This is a genomic window from Sphingomonas sp. NPDC092440, assembly GCF_044754985.1.
GTDB lineage: Bacteria > Pseudomonadota > Alphaproteobacteria > Sphingomonadales > Sphingomonadaceae > Sphingomonas.
In genome coordinates this window covers 1-16,663 of the sequence record NZ_JBIVQA010000020.1, presented here as the reverse complement: position 1 = coordinate 16,663, position 16,663 = coordinate 1, and the positions used below count along the sequence as shown (strand labels likewise).

Here is a 16,663-nt window from a genome sequence, read left to right as displayed (position 1 = left end):
CCGCGCAAGGCACCGGCCGTGCCGGCGGCGCGCATGAATCCGCTGTCGCCGCAATCCAGTGCGCCGCAGCCATGGGCGACCGGGACGGTGCTCCAGTTCCGCGCCGCCGATCCGGGAGGGACGGTGGCGGCGTTCGCCCGGTCGCGCGCCGATTGCGCTGCCCGTGCCGGCAACCGCACCGGCCTTCCCGACCGGCTGAAGAGCGGCATGGAATCGCTGTCGGGCATTGCCCTGGACGATGTGCGCGTCCACCGCAACTCGGCGCGGCCGGCCCAGCTCCAGGCGCTCGCCCATACCCAGGGTAGCGAGATCCATCTGGGCCCCGGCCAGGAACGCCACCTGCCCCACGAGGCCTGGCACGTCGTCCAGCAGAAGCAGGGCCGCGTGCGCCCGACGATGCAGCTCGGCGGCACCGCCATCAACGACGATGCCGGGCTGGAGCGCGAAGCAGACACCATGGGCGCCCGGGCATTTTCCTCCGCAGCCCCGGCGCAGCGCGCGGTCGCGCGCCAGGCACGCGCGCCGCTTGATCCGCCGCTCCAGGCGGTATGGCGCAACACCAGCTTGAACGAAGAATATTATCAATGGGACAAGCCGCTGGCCGGGTTGCGCTGGTATTTGAGCAAGACCGGGCCGGACATGTATTTCATCGTCGAGAATCCCAACGCCCAGAACCGGCACGTCATCCCGCGGCAAGGAACCCTGGCGACGTTCGATCAATGGGTGGAAAGCGGCCTCTTCTCGCCGATCGAAGCCGACAGCTCGGTCGACGAGAGTCCACCCGTCGCGCCGGATCGCAGCAGCATGAACGCCAAGGCGTACCGGCCCTATGTGTTCGGACCGGTGAAGCATGCGTTCAAGGGCGGCCGCTTCCAGGTTTCCACCGCCCATTACGAGAAGCTCGACCAGGATGCCTTCGAGGGGGCGACCGGCACCGCTTTCAGCAAGCCGAGCAGCGCGCTGAAACCGGGCGACACGCATCCGTCGCTCAAGCAGGGGCGCAATGTCGGACGCTATGTCTATCACCTCACGACATTGCGGAACCTGATGATGTCCCCCGATACCAATGACGTGGAACGGGGCATCTTCGCCACCGGCCTCGATCCGAGCAAGGGGGGCGGCAAGGGCGGCGCGAGCGAAACCAGCGCCGTGATGAAGAACGAGAAGCTCACCACGGATTCGTTCCGGCATTCCACCGGCGTCGTCGCGGTCACGACGTCCGCGACCAACATCAAGATGTATGCCAGCCAGCGCACCGAGCATACCGCCGAGGAGTTCGCCGCCAAGGATCTTCCGGAAGAGGAACTGATGGCCCGCGAACCGGTGCTGCTGCGCTTCGCGATCACCCAGGCATATCATGATGCGATGGAGGAGGATCCGGTGCACAGCAAGGACAAGACGGTGCGGCTGATCCGCGGGCAGCTGATCGCGCCCGACGAAATCGAGGCATTGACTTCCGACGGCTGGCAGCCGCTGGCCGCGCTCGCGAAGCAGATCTATGCGATGTTCGGAATGGGCTGATCCATGCGCATGCCATCGGAAGCGAGGCGCAGGCGATGAGGCAGGCCGCTCCCGCACGCCGCCCGAACCCGGCCCCCGCGATCCCGGCCGCACGCAGCGCGCCGGCGGCACCCGACCCGCTCCGCGGCCACGATTCCGCCCCGGCTGCGCAGCTGCGCGCCGCGCCGCGCGAGAATATCGCCAGCTACGCCGCCGCGCGCGCCAGCAGCCAGGCACGTACGGTCAACCGCACCGGCCTTCCCGACCGGCTGAAGAGCGGCATGGAATCGCTGTCGGGCATTGCCCTGGACGATGTGCGCGTCCACCGCAATTCGGCGCGGCCGGCCCAGCTCCAGGCGCTCGCCCATACCCAGGGCAGCGAGATCCATCTGGGCCCCGGCCAGGAACGCCACCTGCCGCACGAGGCCTGGCACGTCGTCCAGCAGAAGCAGGGCCGCGTGCGCCCGACGATGCAGCTCGGCAGCACCGCCATCAACGACGATGCCGGGCTGGAGCGCGAAGCCGATACCATGGGCGCCCGGGCCGCGCGGCCGGGGCCGCTCGGATCCGGCCTGGCGCCGGGCGGGCTCGCCCCGGTCCAGCGCGTCGCCGGGCCGCCGGTCGTCCAGCGCGCGATCGGTTATGAAGTGGAGGTCGGCGATATCCGCGTCACCTCGACCACCGACGCTCCGCCCGTCAAGGGCCAGGTCCTGTGGACGGGGCCGGGCTGGGACGCCTCGGTCGACGAGGCCCCCTTGCCCCCCGACCATCATGCGGAGGAGGATGATGGCGAAGCCAAGGAGGAACGGGCGCCGCGGGATCCGGGCAGCGTCTTCGACCTCGAATTCCGCACCAAGCCGATCGACGACGTCACGCCCGCCGGTCGCAAGGAGGCGCAGAAGATCCTGACGGCGATCGCCGCACAGTGGAACGCCGTTCAGAACGGCTATCCGCGCCGCTATGCGGGCGCACCTCCCGGCATCGACATCAGGCCGACGGCGCCAAACTGCGTGGCGCAGGTCCAGGCCAGTGTCGGGCTGTCGCTGGACGGCCTGCGCCGGATGCGCTCGGGCGAAGCGCTCAGGCGCATCAACAACCTGGTGCCTGAGAATGCCAGTGTCACCGTGCGGGACGCGCTCGCCGAAGGAGGTACGGCCGATCCCGCCATCTCGGAGGCGGTGGAAGCGCACAAGGCCCGGATCCGCACGGCGCTGCACCTGGCGGGGCATGTCAATATCGACAATCTCTGCGCGGTGATCGGGATGATCGTCAACGTGCCGATCGCGGCCGCCCAGGGCGGGCTCCTCTATCCGAAGAGCGCCGCCGGCCCGTTGATGGCGCGCAGCAACTTCACCACGATCCTCCGCCAATTGCCCCCCGATCAATTGCGGGCGATCCAGAGCAATCCCGTTGCCTGGACCAATGTCCTGCTCGCGATCACCCGCGCGGCGATTCGCGAACGGGAAGAAGACGATGGCGCGCCGGTGTTTCGGGAAGCTGCATTCAGCAAGCCGAACGAAGGGACCCGCCACCTTTCACGGCACCTCTCCCGGCGCGACTGGTTCTCCGGGCTCGCCAATGACGAGGATCGGCTCACCGGGGCGGACTATCAGGCCCGGCACGGCAATCAGGACGCCGCGGACGAGCTGGAATCGCTCGGCGGCTACGGGACCAAGCTGGATGCCAGCAGCTATTCGATCAGTGGCAGGGGCTATACCGCGATCGCGCTGGGGGTGGTCGGCATGGCAGCAGGCATCGCCACCGGCGGGCTCGCGGGCGGCCTGCTGGCGCTCGGCGGGCTCGGCACCGCCGCGCTCGGCTATTCGAAGGGGACCCAGCCCAACCGGACCCGGCCGATCTTCGAACTCCGTTCGCTCGGCAGAGTCTATGCGGACGACCTGGTCGAAGCCGGGCTCATAATCTGGGACTATGTCGCGCAGGCAAATACCGAAGAGCGCGAGGCGGACTAGCATCTGCACCCGGCGCGCCAGCCCTTGTGTTGCACAATGGCAACACTACATCCGGGCTGACCGAAACAAGGGGCCAGCATGAACCTCGAGAAATTCACCGACCGCGCCAAGGGCTTCCTCCAGTCGGCGCAGACTGTCGCGATCCGGATGAACCATCAGCGGATCGCTCCGGAACATATCCTGAAGGCGCTGCTCGAGGACGAGCAGGGCATGGCGAGCGGCCTGATCCAGGCGGCGGGCGGCGACCCGAAGCGCGCGCTCGGCGAGACCGACCTGGCCCTTGCGAAGATTCCCGCCGTCTCCGGCGGCGGCGCGCAGCAGACGCCGGGGCTCGACAATGACGCGGTGCGCGTGCTCGACCAGGCCGAGCAGATCGCCCAGCGCGCCGGCGACAGCTTCGTCACCGTCGAGCGGCTGCTCGTCGCGCTCGCGCTGAGCCTCAACACCGCGGCGGGCAAGGCGCTCCAGGCCGCGGGCGTGAAGCCCGAGGCGCTCAACGCCGCGATCAACCAGCTGCGCGGCGGCCGCACCGCCGACACCGCGGGCGCCGAGGACCGCTATGACGCGCTCAAGAAGTTCGCCCGCGACCTCACCCAGGCGGCAAGGGACGGCAAGCTCGACCCGGTGATCGGCCGCGACGAGGAGATTCGCCGCACGATCCAGATCCTCGCCCGGCGCACCAAGAACAATCCGGTGCTGATCGGCGAACCGGGCGTCGGCAAGACCGCGATCGCGGAAGGGCTGGCGCTGCGCATCGCCAATGGCGACGTGCCCGACAATCTCAAGAACCGCACGCTCATGTCGCTCGACATGGGCAGCCTGATCGCGGGCGCGAAATATCGCGGCGAGTTCGAGGAGCGGCTCAAGGGCGTGCTCGACGAAGTGAAGGCCGGCGAAGGCGACATCATCCTGTTCATCGACGAGATGCACCAGCTGATCGGCGCCGGGAAGACCGAGGGCGCGATGGACGCGGGCAACCTGCTCAAGCCCGCGCTCGCCCGCGGCGAGCTGCATTGCATCGGCGCCACCACGCTCGACGAATATCGCAAATATGTCGAGAAGGATCCCGCGCTGCAGCGGCGCTTCCAGCCGGTGTTCGTCGGCGAGCCGACGGTCGAGGACACGATCTCGATCCTGCGCGGCCTCAAGGAGAAATACGAGCTGCACCACGGCGTGCGCATCACCGATGCCGCGATCGTGAGCGCCGCGACGCTCTCCAACCGCTACATCACCGACCGCTTCCTGCCCGACAAGGCGATCGACCTGATGGACGAGGCCGCCAGCCGCATCCGCATGGAAGTCGAGTCCAAGCCCGAGGAGATCGAGACTCTCGATCGCCGGATCATCCAGCTCAAGATCGAGCGCGAGGCGCTGAAGAAGGAGACTGACTCGGCTTCGCGCGACCGGCTGGACAATCTCGAGGCGGAGCTGGCCAATCTCGAGCAGCAATCGGCCGGGCTGACGTCGCGCTGGCAGGCCGAGAAGGACAAGATCGCGGGCGAATCGAAGCTCAAGGAGCAGCTCGAAGGCGCCAAGATCGAACTGGAGCAGGCCCAGCGCGCCGGCGACCTCGCCCGGATGAGCGAGCTCAGCTATGGCACCATCCCGTCGCTCACCAAGCGGCTCGAGGAAGCGCAGGGCGCAAGCAAGGGCGCGATGCTGCGCGAGGAAGTGACCAGCGAGGACATCGCCGCGGTGGTCGCGCGCTGGACGGGCATCCCGGTCGACAAGATGCTGGAGGGCGAGCGCGAGAAGCTCCTCGCCATGGAGGAGATGCTCGGCAGGCGGGTGATCGGCCAGGCCGATGCGGTGAAGGCCGTGGCGACCGCGGTGCGCCGCTCGCGCGCGGGGCTCCAGGATCCGAACCGGCCGCTGGGCAGCTTCCTGTTCCTGGGCCCGACGGGCGTCGGCAAGACCGAGCTGACCAAGGCGCTCGCCGAGTTCCTGTTCGACGACCCGAACGCGATGGTGCGCATCGACATGAGCGAGTTCATGGAGAAGCACGCGGTCGCGCGGCTGATCGGCGCCCCTCCCGGCTATGTCGGCTATGAGGAAGGCGGCGTGCTGACCGAGGCGGTGCGGCGGCGCCCCTATCAGGTCGTGCTGTTCGACGAGGTCGAGAAGGCGCATGGCGACGTGTTCAACGTGCTGCTCCAGGTGCTCGACGACGGGCGGCTGACCGACGGCCAGGGCCGCACCGTCGACTTCTCGAACACGATCGTGATCCTCACGTCGAACCTGGGCAGCCAGTTCCTCACCAATCTGGGCGAGGGCCAGCCGGTCGAGAGTGTCGAGCCGCAGGTGATGGAAGTCGTCCGCGCGCATTTCCGCCCCGAGTTCCTCAACCGGCTGGACGAGATCATCCTGTTCCACCGGCTGGGCGCGGAGCACATGGCGCCGATCGTCGACATCCAGGTCGGCCGCGTCGCGAAGCTGCTCAAGGATCGCAAGATCCAGCTCGATCTGACGGATGCCGCCCGCGCCTGGCTCGGCCGGGTGGGCTATGATCCCGTCTATGGCGCGCGGCCGCTGAAGCGGGCGGTGCAGCGCTATCTGCAGGACCCGCTCGCCGACATGATCCTGCGCGGCGACGTGAAGGACGGATCGACCGTCCGGATCGACGAAGGCGACGGGGCGCTCGCGCTCGCGGTCGGCTGATTTCGACGGCGGCGCCCCGCGCGCGCCGCCTTCTCCTTATTCCCCGGAACAAAAAAAGGGGCGGTCTCTCGCGAGACCGCCCCGATTTCTAGGATCGTCTTCCGGTTTAGAAGTCGATCTTGGTGCCGAGACGGAAGTAACGGCCCACGACGTTCGCCTGCGACCAGGCCGGGTTGTACTGCATGATCGAGTACGCGGCCGACGGATCGAAGTTCGCCTTGATGTTCAGGAAGTTCAGCGCATTCGCATAGATCATGAAGTTGTCATTGATCCGATAGCTGGCGCTGAGATCGGCGTTCCACTGCGCGCCGACCTTGCAGAGCACGGGGTTGCCGTCCTGATAGGTGACGACCGAGTGGCCGATATTGGCACGGCAGTCCGCGGTGCTGGTGCCGCGATTGCCGCCATAGTCCACCGAACCGAGGCTGTAGCCCTTGGTGTAGTAGACGGTGCCGGTGAGCGAGAAGCCGCCGATCGACAGCGTGTTCTGCCAGGTGCCGCGCCACTTGGGCGAGCCCGAGCACGAGCTGTAGTCGCACGGGCTGAGCGAGCCGTCATAACGCTCGACCGAGCCGTCCTTGCGGGTGACCTGATACTTGATCAGGTACGACGCGTCGAACGAGCTGTAGAGCTTCACGCCGCCGAAGTCGTGACGGATGTCGAAGCCGATGTCGATGCCCTGGACCGCTTCCTCATCCGAGTTCGAGAACGGGAACTGGACGAAGGCGGGCAGCGCACGCGCGTTCGGGAACTGCGCGTCGACCACGCCCGGGACCACAGTCACGTTCGGAACGACGCCGGTCAGCGTGCCGTTGCGCAGATACGCATCGAGCACGGCCGCCTGATCCCCGGCCGACAGGCCCGAGATGACGTCCTTCACCTTGATGTTGAAGTAATCGAGGGTGAAGCTGACGTTGCGGATCGGCTCGAACACCGCGCCCAGGGTCCAGCTGGTCGACTTCTCCGGCGCCAGATTGACGTTGCCGAACGAAGTACGGCCGAGGCTGTACTGACCGGTGGCATAGGTGTTCGCGTTCGCGAGCGTGTTGTCCGGCGAGTGCGAACGGCAGAACGCCGCGTACGGACCCGGATTGGCATCGGTGCCGCAGGCGATCGACAGCGTGGTGTAGCCGGTCGTCGGCAGGCCGTAAGCCTCGTTGAACGACGGGATGCGGAAGCCCTTCGACCAGGTGCCGCGCAGCAGGATCTGCTTGATCGGCTTCAGCTTCGCGCCGAACTTCGGCGAGAAGTTGTTCTGGCCCGACGAATAGTCGTCGTAACGGCCCGAGGCGCTCAGCTCGAGCTGATCGATGATCGGGGCGCTGACTTCGTAGAAGGCCGACTTCACGTTGCGGCTGCCGACGGCGTTGATGCCGTAATAGCGGTCATAGGGGTGCGCCGGGTTCGCGGCGTTGCCCGACGGATCGTTGATCGCCTCGTGGCGATACGACACGCCGACGGCGGCCTGGAACGGACCACCCGGGAGCTGGAACAGCGCGTGACCCAGGGTCGCCGATGCCTGCCACAGATCCGAGGTCGAGGTCTTGAGGCTGGTCGGCGAGATATAGTCGCGAACGGCCTGCGTGTTCAGCCAGGGCTGCACGAAGTTGTAGGCACCGGTCGCGATCACGTCGGCCAGACGCTGCGGGATGAGATAGCCCTGGCTGACACGCTGCAGCTCGACCTGCGAAGCAGTGAACTCGACGTTGTAGTTCCAGTCGTTGTTCTCGCCGAAGCTGCCGGCGATGCCCGCTGCGCCACGCAGGGAGCGCGCATTGGTCTCGACGGTCTGCGGACGGTCGTACTTGCCGCGCAGCAGCGCGTTGTTCGGCGTCGTGGCGCTCGCGAACGGATTGTTCGGGTTGAGGATGCCGTTCGCCGCGGTGCAGCCGGTGTTGGTGTTGGTACCGTTGGTGCGGCTGATCGTGCCGACGCCGGCGGAGCAGACCCAGTTCGGCAGCACGATGGTCGAGAAGGCCACCGGGTCGAGCGGGTCGGACGACGGAACCGTCTGGTTGTTGAACGACTGCGGCGTGAGCTGCGAGTAGGTGTTCACATGCGTGTAGTTGCCGGCGATGTACGCCTCGGCATTGTCACCGACCTTGAAGGTCGCGCGGGTCGAGAAGCCGTAGCGCTCCGTCGAGGGACGGATGGTCGCATAGAGCTTGCGGAAGTCCGCGGTGCACTGGTTGGTGGCCCAGCTGGCGAGCGTGCCGGCCTGGTTGAAGCCGCGCGCGCTGTTCGGCAGCGTGATCGGCGTACCGCCAAAGGCACCGCAATCGGTGTTCAGCAGCTGGTATTCGGTCGCGCGGGTGTTGGTCAGGCCATTGGTGCGCGCCACGAGCGGGTTCAGCGGAATGGTGGTGCCGCCGAGCGAGCCGCTGCGGTTGACGAGGAACTGCGCCCAGCGGGTGCTGCTCGCCATGCACTGGGTGGTGAGGCCGCTTGCCGGAGCGCCGGGTTCGCAGATGCCGCTGAGATCGCCCGAGTTGAACGGATATTCGCGATCACGGGCCCAGATGACGTCGTTCTTGCGATAGAAGCCGTTGATGTAGACGTTGAAGCCCTGCTCCTGCAGGTCGCCATAGCCCATGGTCAGGTCGAGGCGCTGCTCGCCGCCGTCACCATGTTCCGAAACGCCGGCCGAGGCGTTCAGGTGAATGCCCTTGACCTGCTTCTTGGTGATCACGTTGATCACGCCCGCGACCGCGTCGGCGCCGTAGGTCGACGAAGCGCCGTCCTTCAGGACTTCGATCCGGTCGACGATCGCGTCGGGAATGGTGCTCATGTCGACGAAGTTGCGGTGGCCGTCGTCCGCGAGCGGATAGGGCGCCATGCGCAGGCCGTCGAAGATCGTCAGCGTCTTCTGCACGGTCAGGCCGCGGAGCGAGGCCGCGTTGGCGCCGGCCGCGAAGTTGTTGCCGTTGTTCCAGCCTTCCGAGATGGTGCCCGAACCGTTGGCCGACAGGCGCTGCAGCGCCTCGGCGACGGTGTTGACGCCGCGCTGCTCCAGCGTGTCCGCCGTCAGCACGGTCACCGGCGACGGAGTCTCGGTGTCGGTGCGCCGAAGGATCGAGCCGGTGACGACGATCTCGCCGCCGCTCTGGTCGTCCTGGGCATTCGTGCTCTTGGTGGTCGTGGTGGAGCTGCTCGAGTCCTGCGCCATCGCCGGCGTGGCGATGAGCGCACCCGCGAGCACGAGCGCGGACAGCGCAGTGCTCCCGCGCAGGGTGATCTGCGTGTTCTTCATGTTGATCCCTCTTGTATCCGGCCGTTTCGCGGATGCTTACAGCCGGGTTTGTCTCCCCGCTCCGCCATCCATTCGTGTGCAACTCACGTATCGGGATGGCAGAGCTTGGCGGGATCGTGGATCGCCGCCCCGCGACTGTAAACCGCGCATGGCCCTGCGCGCGCGCTTTCAACGGGACTGTAGCTAAAATGCCACAAGGTTGCTTGTAATATTGCGCAGCGCCTGTGATTCGTGTTTTTTTGTGTTGCAGCGCGACACATTCGCGCCTCAATCGGTAACAGGCATCGGCCCCGCAACGAGCAGCGGATCGATCCGCGCGTCGCGCCACTTGAGACTCCAGTGAAGATGCGGCCCATTGGCGCGCCCCGTCATTCCCACTGCGCCGATCGGCTGGCCGCGCCGCACATGCTCGCCCAGTTTCACGTCGATGCGCGAGAGGTGCATGAAGGCACTGTTCAGCCCCGCGCCATGATCGATCATCAGCAGATTGCCCTCCAGCGTGAAGGGCCTGGCGGCGGCGAGGATCACCACGCCGTCGGCGGGCGCCAGCACCACCGTGCCGGTTGGCCGGGCGACGTCGATCCCCGAATGATAGGATCCGGGCTCGCCACGATAGAAGCGCTGCGATCCGAACAGCGTGGAGATGCGCCCGACCACCGGCCAGAAGAACGGCATCTGGCGCCAGCCCGTCGAATCGGTCTGCAGCTTGCGCGCGGCATTGATCTGGGCGAGCTCGCCGGGGCGCACCCGATCGAACTCGGGGCGCGGCACCGGATATTTGGGCAGGGTATCGAGCCGCGAAATGTCCCAGGCGCGCGGCGCGATCGCCAGCACCTGGCGCTGCTGGGTGCCGTCGCCCAGCGTCGCCACCAGAGTGGCGGCGGGGCCGTGATCGCGATCGAAGGCGATCAGGAAGCGGCGGTCGGGCGTGACCGGCACCGATTCGCCGTCGAGCGTCAACAGGCTGGTGCCCTTGGGCGCGGTGCCGATCACGGCGCCGCCCTGGACCAGCTGCCCCTGAAAGGTGAAGGGACCCGCGACATCGGGCGCCGGCGGTATTGCCGCCACGGCCGCCGCGGAAACCACGGCGCCGGGCGCGGCGGGGAGCTGGGCGCTACCCAGCAGCGTGAAGCCGAGGATCGCGGCGGGCAGCCGGGCAGCGAGTCCCATCAGCCGCGCATCGCCTGCATCGCCAGCGCCGCGGAGGCATAGGGCTCCTGGGCGGCGACGCTCCAATAGCGCAGCCGATCGAGCGGCACCTTCTCGCCGCTGACCGCGCAGACGACATGGTCGCCGGGCGTCAGCACGCGAAAGCCGTTCGCCATGAAGTGAAGGCGTGCCGCGCGGGCGACGGGGTTCGACATCAGCATAAGCGCGGCATCCTCGTAACTGGCAATCTCGGGACCGGCATCTTCACGACGGCCCGGCTTACAACAGGCTGGGCTGTTCGGGCCTGGCCGCATCATAGGATTTGCCGCCCGGCCGCTCAACCCGCGCATCGACGGCACCGTCGATGAAATGGAGCGTCACGGCGCCCGCCGCGCGCGCGCCCTCGGCCGTGCCGATCACCTTGCGGGTGCCCCGCGCCTCCACCCAGGCATAGCCTTTCTCGAGCGGGCGATTGGGATGCACCAGCTCGAGATGCCGGCCGATGCCCGCCAGCCGCTGCTTCGCCGCGGCGAGCCGCTGGTCGAGCATCGCGGGTCGGAGCGCGCCCGCCGAACGATCGAGCTGGCCGCGCGCCAGCGTGACCCGGCGCTCCAGCGCCCGGTCGAGCCGGCCGCCCAGATCGTCCATCTTCTGCCGCTGCGGCCCGAGCAGGGCGTCGCGGCGCGGCAGCACGCGCACCAGGGCGGCCAGCCGCTCGCCGGCGCGCTCGTGATAGCGGCGCACGCAGCGTTCGGTGCGGTGCGCCAGCGTCGCCAGCGTGTGGCGCACATCGGCCAGCACCGGCACCGCGATCTCCGCCGCCGCGGTCGGCGTCGGCGCGCGCAGGTCGGCGGCATAGTCGCACAGGCTGGTGTCGGTCTCGTGCCCCACCGCCGAGATCACCGGGATGCGGCAGGCGGCGACGGCGCGCACCACCACTTCCTCGTTGAACGCCCACAGATCCTCGATCGAGCCGCCACCGCGCGCGACGATCAGCAGGTCGGGCCGCGGCACCGCGCCGCCTGCCGCCAGCGCATCGAAGCCCCGGATCGCGTTCGCCACTTCCTGGGCGGCGCCGTCGCCCTGCACCTTCACCGGCCAGACCAGCACATGGCTGGGGAAGCGATCCGCCAGCCGGTGGAGAATGTCGCGGATCACCGCGCCGGTGGGCGAGGTCACCACGCCGATCACCTTCGGCATATAGGGCAGCGGCTGCTTGCGCTCGCGGTCGAACAGCCCTTCGCCGGCCAGCCGGGCCTTCAGCTTCTCGAACAGCGCCATCAGCGCGCCCTCGCCGGCCAGCTCCATCCGGTCGATGACGATCTGGTACTTGCTGCGCCCCGGATAGGTGGTGAGCTTGCCGGTGACGATCACTTCGATCCCGTCCTGCGGCTGGAACGGGATCGCGCTGGCGGCGCCGCGCCAGATCACGCCGTCGATCACCGCATCCGCGTCCTTGAGCGCCAGATAGGCATGGCCCGACGCCGCCCGCTTCCACCCCGAAATCTCGCCGCGCAACCGGACATGGCCGAACTCGCCCTCGACCATCCGCTTCAATGCCAAAGATAATTCGCTCACCGAAAGCGCAGGCGCGTTGTCGCCCGGCACCGGCTCGGCTACGAGCCGCCCAGGCGTATCGGGAAAGGGGTCGGCCATGAATGTCCTGTTGTTGGGGTCCGGTGGCCGCGAACATGCGCTCGCCTGGAAGCTCGCGCAATCGCCGCTGCTCGAGCGGCTCTACGCCGCGCCGGGCAATCCGGGAATAGCCGAGCACGCCGAAATCGTGGACATCGCGGTGAACGACCACCGCGCCGTGATCGACTTCTGCCTGCGCCACTCGATCGGCTTCGTGGTGATCGGTCCCGAGGCGCCGCTGGTCGCCGGCCTGGCCGACAATCTGCGCACCATGGGGCTGGCCGTGTTCGGGCCGAACAAGGTGCCGGCCCAGCTCGAGGGCTCCAAGGGCTTCACCAAGGACCTGTGCGCGCGCGAACGGATCCCGACCGCCGGCTATGTCCGCTGCGAGAGCCGCGACGGCGCGCTGGCCAGCCTCGAGGATTTCGGCCTGCCGGTGGTGATCAAGGCCGACGGCCTGGCCGCGGGCAAGGGCGTGACGGTAGCCTTTACCCATGAGGAGGCCGAGGGCGCGGTGCGGGCGATCTTCGCCGAGCCGGGCGCCAGCGTCGTGATCGAGGAATTCCTGGAGGGCGAGGAAGCCAGCCTGTTCGTGCTCACCGACGGCGAGACGCTCGTCTCCTTCGGCTCGGCCCAGGATCACAAGCGCGTGGGCGACGGCGATACCGGCCCGAACACCGGCGGCATGGGCGCCTATAGCCCCGCCCCGGTGCTCACGCCCGCGCTGGAGACCCGGGCGATCGACGAGATCGTCCGCCCGACGATCGCCGCGCTGGCCCGGATGGGGGCGCCCTATTCGGGCGTGCTCTATGCCGGGCTGATGCTGACGCCCACCGGCCCCAAGCTGATCGAATATAATGCCCGCTTCGGCGATCCCGAATGCCAGGTGCTGATGATGCGCTTCACCGGCGACCTGCTCCAGCTGATGCTGGCAGTGGCGAAGGGCGAGCTGGCCGGCCAGCCCGCGCCCACCTTCGCGGCCAGGACCGCGCTCACCGTGGTGATGGCGGCCAGCGGCTATCCCGGCACGCCCGAGACCGGCGGCGCGATCGCGGGGATCGACCGGGCGGAGGCGACGGGCGCCAAGGTCTTCCAGGCCGGCACCCGGATGGACGGCGACACGCTCGTCGCCAGCGGCGGCCGCGTGCTCAACGTCACCGCGCTGGGCGAGACGGCGAAGGCGGCGCAGGCCGCGGCCTATGCCGCGGTGGACGCGATCGACTTCCCCACCGGCTTCAGCCGCCGCGACATCGGCTGGCGCGAAGTCGCACGCGAGGGCTAGGTTGGGGACCCGATAGTCTCCGGCATCATCCCCGCCTGCGCGGGGATGACGGAAGCAATCTCAATGGCTCGCCTGGATTCCTGACCCGGGCGCCGCTCTTCCGCGGCGGCGGAACGGCGGCGGACCTGCCGGCAAGGCTTGCCGTTTCGGGACACTCGGCGGGCGACATGCGCGATCAGCTTGTCGCGCTGCGCCGCACCACGGTATGCAGTTGCCGGGAATCGCAATTTCGCAAGCACGGGACAGGCGCAGATGAACAGCACGGAACCGCTCTTCCAGGGAGCACCGCTTTGGCTGACGCTCCCGTTCGCGGCGATCGCCATCGGCATCGTCTTCGCGCTCCTCGTCCTGTGGTGGGGCGCCCGCCTCGCCAGCCGCCGCCGCAATGCGCGCGCGGAGATCGAGGAATATAACGAGGAGTATCGCGAGGACGCCGCGCAGGCCCGGCCGATCACTCCGCCCGTCGCGCCGCCGCCGCCCCCGCCGCTCGCCGAGCCGCCGCTGGCGCCGCCGCCCGAGCCTGCCGCCGAGGTCGTGCCGGCGCCGCTCCCGCCCGTCGTCGAGGAAACGCCCGCCCCGGAACCGGCAGCCGAGCCGGCCGCCGGGATTGCCGCACCGCCGGCGGAAGAAGCGCCCGCACCTCCTGCCCCCGAGCCTCTTGCCCCTGCGCCTCTTGCCGACGAGCCCATCGCCGCAGCCGCGCCGCTCGACGCCACGCCCGCTTCGCTCGCCTCGGACATCGCCGAACCCGCGCACGCGCCGGCTCCCGCGCCGAGCGAGCCCGCCGCGCCGGAACCGGCGCCCGGAACACCGGCGGCGGACGATCTCACCCGGATGAAGGGCGTCGGCCCGCGCCTGGCCGAGCGGCTGGGCAGCGTCGGCATCACCAGCTTCGCCCAGCTCGCCGCGCTCACGCCCGAGCAGGCCGACGCGCTCGACGCCAGGCTGGGCGACTTCCAGGGCCGCATCCATCGCGATCGCTGGATCGAGCAGGCAAGCTTCCTGGCAAAGGAAGACATTGCCGGCTTCGAGGGGGTTTTCGGGAAGCTCTAGGTTGAGAGCCCAGACAAGTATCTGATTTTCTACCGTCGTCCCGGCCTTGCGCCGGGATCCCGCTGCTTCTTCCGTCAGCAAGGCAGCGGGCCCCCGGCGCAAGGCCGGGGTGACGAAGGAAGAATATGAGTCCACAACCCAGGGTGAGAACCCAAGCAAGTCCTTGAAACTACGCCCGTCATCCCGCGAAGGCAGGGATCCGGCGCCACGGGCGATGGTCGCGAGGCTCGCTCTGCCGTCTCCGGCAACGCGGCGCGCGATTGCATCGATTGTCCCACATTATCCTGGATCCCCGCCCGCGCCGGGATGACGGTTGAAGTAACATGAGCCCTTCCAGGGACTCCCTGCGCGCCACGACGGGCGCCGCGTTCACCCCGCCGCGCGCTGGACCAGCAGCTTGTCGATCTTGCGCCCGTCCATATCGACGATCTCGAAGCGCCAGCCCTGCTCGACGAAATAATCGCCTTCGTTGGGCAGCCGCTTGAACACTGCCAGCGCCAGCCCGGCGACGGTGGCATAGTCGCGGTCCTCGTCGAGATCGAGGCCGAGCCGCTCGGCGAGCAGGTCCGCCGCCATCTGGCCCGAGACGAGCAGCGAGCCATCCTCGCGCGTCACGATATTGGGATTGTCGCCCGGCTCCACGTCCGAGGCGAGCTCGCCCGCGATCGCGGCCAGCAGGTTGGCGGGGGTGACGATGCCTTCGAAATGGCCATATTCGTCATGCACCAGCCCCATCGGCACTTCCGCGCGCCGCAGCGCACCGAGCGCGTCCATCGCATCGACGGTGTCGGGCAGAATCGGCGCCTCGCGCATCAGCTTGCGCAGGTCGAGCGCCTCGCCTCGGAACAGCGCGGCGGCGATGTCGCGCGCCTGGACCACGCCGATCACCGTGTCCACCGATCCCTCGGCCACCGGCAGGCGGGTGTGCGGGGTGAGCAGCAGCGCCTCGCGGATGCCGTCGGCGTCCAGATTGACGTCCACCCAGTCGACCTCGGTGCGCGGCGTCATCACTTCGCGCACCGGCCGATCGGCGAGGCGGACCACGCTGGAGATGATCGAGCGCTCATGCTCCTCGATCACGCCCGACTTGCTCGCCTCGGCGACGAGCAGGTGCAGTTCCTCGGCAGTGACGCGATTCTCCGATTCGCGGCTGAGGCCGATCAGGCGGAAGATGAGCCGGGTGGTCGAATCGAGCAGCCACACCAGCGGCGCGGTCGCGCGGCTGGTCCACAGCAGCGGCACCGCGACCAGCACCGCGATCGGCTCGGGCGAGCGCAGCGCGAACTGCTTGGGCACCAGCTCGCCCGCGACCAGCGACGCGAAGGTGGTGAGGCCGATCACGATCGCGATGCCGAGCGTATGGGCAAGCTCGTCGCCCACCCCGAGCAGTTCGATCCGCTGCGCCGTCGGCTCGCCCAGGCTCGCGCCCGAATAGGCACCGGCGACGATGCCGATCAGGGTGATGCCGATCTGCACGGTGGAGAGGAACTTGCCCGGATCGGCGGCGAGCTGGATCGCGGTGCGCGCGCCCGTCCCGCTGCGCCCGGCGCGCGCCATCGCCTCCAGCCGCGCCGTGCGCGACGATACGATCGCGAGTTCGGACATCGAGAAAAGGCCGTTCAGAACGATCAGCGCGAAGATGATCGCTACGTCTATCCAGGGGAAAGGCGCCAACATGGTGTGGCGCCTTCATATCCGCAGATGGTGCCATGCGGCAACCGGCGTTGCATCCGCGCAATGAAATGCAAGGCTGGGGTCACGACTCAATCGGCAAACCTCATCCTTCCCGCGCAGGCGGGGATCCGGGGTAGCGCAGGACAATGATGCCGTTACGCGAGCGCCCCGGAGCGCACGGGACTCGACTGCTCGCAGCCCGCGCCTGGCCCTGGATCCCCGCCTGGACGGGGACGACGAAATAAATCGACGCCCTGATCGGGTTCTGACCCCAGGTTGAGGACTCATATTCTTCCTTCGTCATCCCGGCCTTGCGCCGGGATCCCGCTTCTTCTTCCGTCAGCAAGGCAGCGGGACCCCGGCTCAAGGCCGGGATGACGAAGGAAGAATATGAGTCCTCACCCTAGGTTGAGAACCTATATATCTGTTTGAGTTATTGTCGTAATATGTGTGGTAGATGAGTTTGGCGGAGGGGATGGATGTCACGTCATC

Annotated in this window: 10 protein-coding genes; 5 read left to right on the top strand and 5 right to left on the bottom strand. The window is 68.2% G+C overall.

From position 1 onward, the window contains the following. Positions 1 to 33: 33 nt before the first annotated feature. The 3 genes from ACIQCS_RS22320 to clpB all read left to right on the top strand — a co-directional run bounded on the left by ACIQCS_RS22320 (position 34) and on the right by clpB (position 6,128). Positions 34 to 1,521: a DUF4157 domain-containing protein gene (locus ACIQCS_RS22320; RefSeq protein ID WP_401531842.1), complete on the top strand. Its 1,488-nt coding sequence runs from the start codon at positions 34 to 36 to the stop codon at positions 1,519 to 1,521. Positions 1,522 to 1,556: 35 nt separating this feature from the next. Beyond that, entirely contained in the window at positions 1,557 to 3,470 is a 1,914-nt protein-coding gene (locus ACIQCS_RS22315; protein ID WP_345848986.1) for a DUF4157 domain-containing protein, read from the top strand. A gap of 78 nt (positions 3,471 to 3,548) precedes the next feature. Further along, entirely contained in the window at positions 3,549 to 6,128 is a 2,580-nt protein-coding gene (gene clpB / locus ACIQCS_RS22310; RefSeq protein WP_345848988.1) for an ATP-dependent chaperone ClpB, read from the top strand. A gap of 106 nt (positions 6,129 to 6,234) precedes the next feature. Here the strand turns inward: clpB and ACIQCS_RS22305 are convergent, their stop codons facing one another. The 4 genes from ACIQCS_RS22305 to xseA all read right to left on the bottom strand — a co-directional run bounded on the left by ACIQCS_RS22305 (position 6,235) and on the right by xseA (position 12,183). Beyond that, positions 6,235 to 9,378: a TonB-dependent receptor plug domain-containing protein gene (locus ACIQCS_RS22305; RefSeq protein WP_401531840.1), complete on the bottom strand. Its 3,144-nt coding sequence runs from the start codon at positions 9,376 to 9,378 to the stop codon at positions 6,235 to 6,237. 267 nt (positions 9,379 to 9,645) lie between these two features. Next, positions 9,646 to 10,548, bottom strand: coding sequence for a M23 family metallopeptidase (locus ACIQCS_RS22300; RefSeq protein WP_345848991.1), 903 nt, complete (start codon positions 10,546 to 10,548; stop codon positions 9,646 to 9,648). Then, positions 10,548 to 10,748, bottom strand: a complete 201-nt coding sequence (locus tag ACIQCS_RS22295; protein ID WP_086127404.1) for a DUF2093 domain-containing protein — start codon at positions 10,746 to 10,748, stop codon at positions 10,548 to 10,550. Before ACIQCS_RS22295 ends, ACIQCS_RS22300 begins: the two co-directional genes overlap by 1 nt. Positions 10,749 to 10,806: 58 nt before the next feature. Then, complete coding sequence (gene xseA, locus ACIQCS_RS22290; protein ID WP_345848995.1) at positions 10,807 to 12,183, bottom strand: exodeoxyribonuclease VII large subunit; 1,377 nt, start codon at positions 12,181 to 12,183, stop codon at positions 10,807 to 10,809. On the opposite strand from xseA, the gene purD reads away from it, so the two are divergent. After that, the gene (gene purD, locus ACIQCS_RS22285; protein WP_345848996.1) at positions 12,182 to 13,444 is read left to right on the top strand and encodes a phosphoribosylamine--glycine ligase; all 1,263 of its coding nucleotides are present in this window, start codon (positions 12,182 to 12,184) and stop codon (positions 13,442 to 13,444) included. The two genes, xseA and purD, sit on opposite strands and share 2 nt — an antisense overlap. Before the next feature lie 252 nt (positions 13,445 to 13,696). Beyond that, positions 13,697 to 14,497 (top strand): hypothetical protein, encoded by an 801-nt coding sequence (locus ACIQCS_RS22280; protein WP_345848998.1) that lies wholly within the window; start codon positions 13,697 to 13,699, stop codon positions 14,495 to 14,497. 369 nt (positions 14,498 to 14,866) lie between these two features. On the opposite strand, the gene ACIQCS_RS22275 is transcribed toward ACIQCS_RS22280, so the two are convergent. Then, the gene (locus tag ACIQCS_RS22275) at positions 14,867 to 16,174 is read right to left on the bottom strand and encodes a hemolysin family protein (RefSeq protein ID WP_086128374.1); all 1,308 of its coding nucleotides are present in this window, start codon (positions 16,172 to 16,174) and stop codon (positions 14,867 to 14,869) included. Positions 16,175 to 16,663: the final 489 nt, after the last annotated feature.

Coding starts and splice junctions, on each gene's coding strand:
- ACIQCS_RS22320 (WP_401531842.1), top strand. CDS start 34: ATGAATCCGCTGTCGCCGCAATCCAGTGCGCCGCAGCCATGGGCGACC.
- ACIQCS_RS22315 (WP_345848986.1), top strand. CDS start 1,557: ATGAGGCAGGCCGCTCCCGCACGCCGCCCGAACCCGGCCCCCGCGATC.
- clpB (WP_345848988.1), top strand. CDS start 3,549: ATGAACCTCGAGAAATTCACCGACCGCGCCAAGGGCTTCCTCCAGTCG.
- ACIQCS_RS22305 (WP_401531840.1), bottom strand. CDS start 9,378: ATGAAGAACACGCAGATCACCCTGCGCGGGAGCACTGCGCTGTCCGCG.
- ACIQCS_RS22300 (WP_345848991.1), bottom strand. CDS start 10,548: ATGGGACTCGCTGCCCGGCTGCCCGCCGCGATCCTCGGCTTCACGCTG.
- ACIQCS_RS22295 (WP_086127404.1), bottom strand. CDS start 10,748: ATGCTGATGTCGAACCCCGTCGCCCGCGCGGCACGCCTTCACTTCATG.
- purD (WP_345848996.1), top strand. CDS start 12,182: ATGAATGTCCTGTTGTTGGGGTCCGGTGGCCGCGAACATGCGCTCGCC.
- xseA (WP_345848995.1), bottom strand. CDS start 12,183: ATGGCCGACCCCTTTCCCGATACGCCTGGGCGGCTCGTAGCCGAGCCG.
- ACIQCS_RS22280 (WP_345848998.1), top strand. CDS start 13,697: ATGAACAGCACGGAACCGCTCTTCCAGGGAGCACCGCTTTGGCTGACG.
- ACIQCS_RS22275 (WP_086128374.1), bottom strand. CDS start 16,174: ATGTTGGCGCCTTTCCCCTGGATAGACGTAGCGATCATCTTCGCGCTG.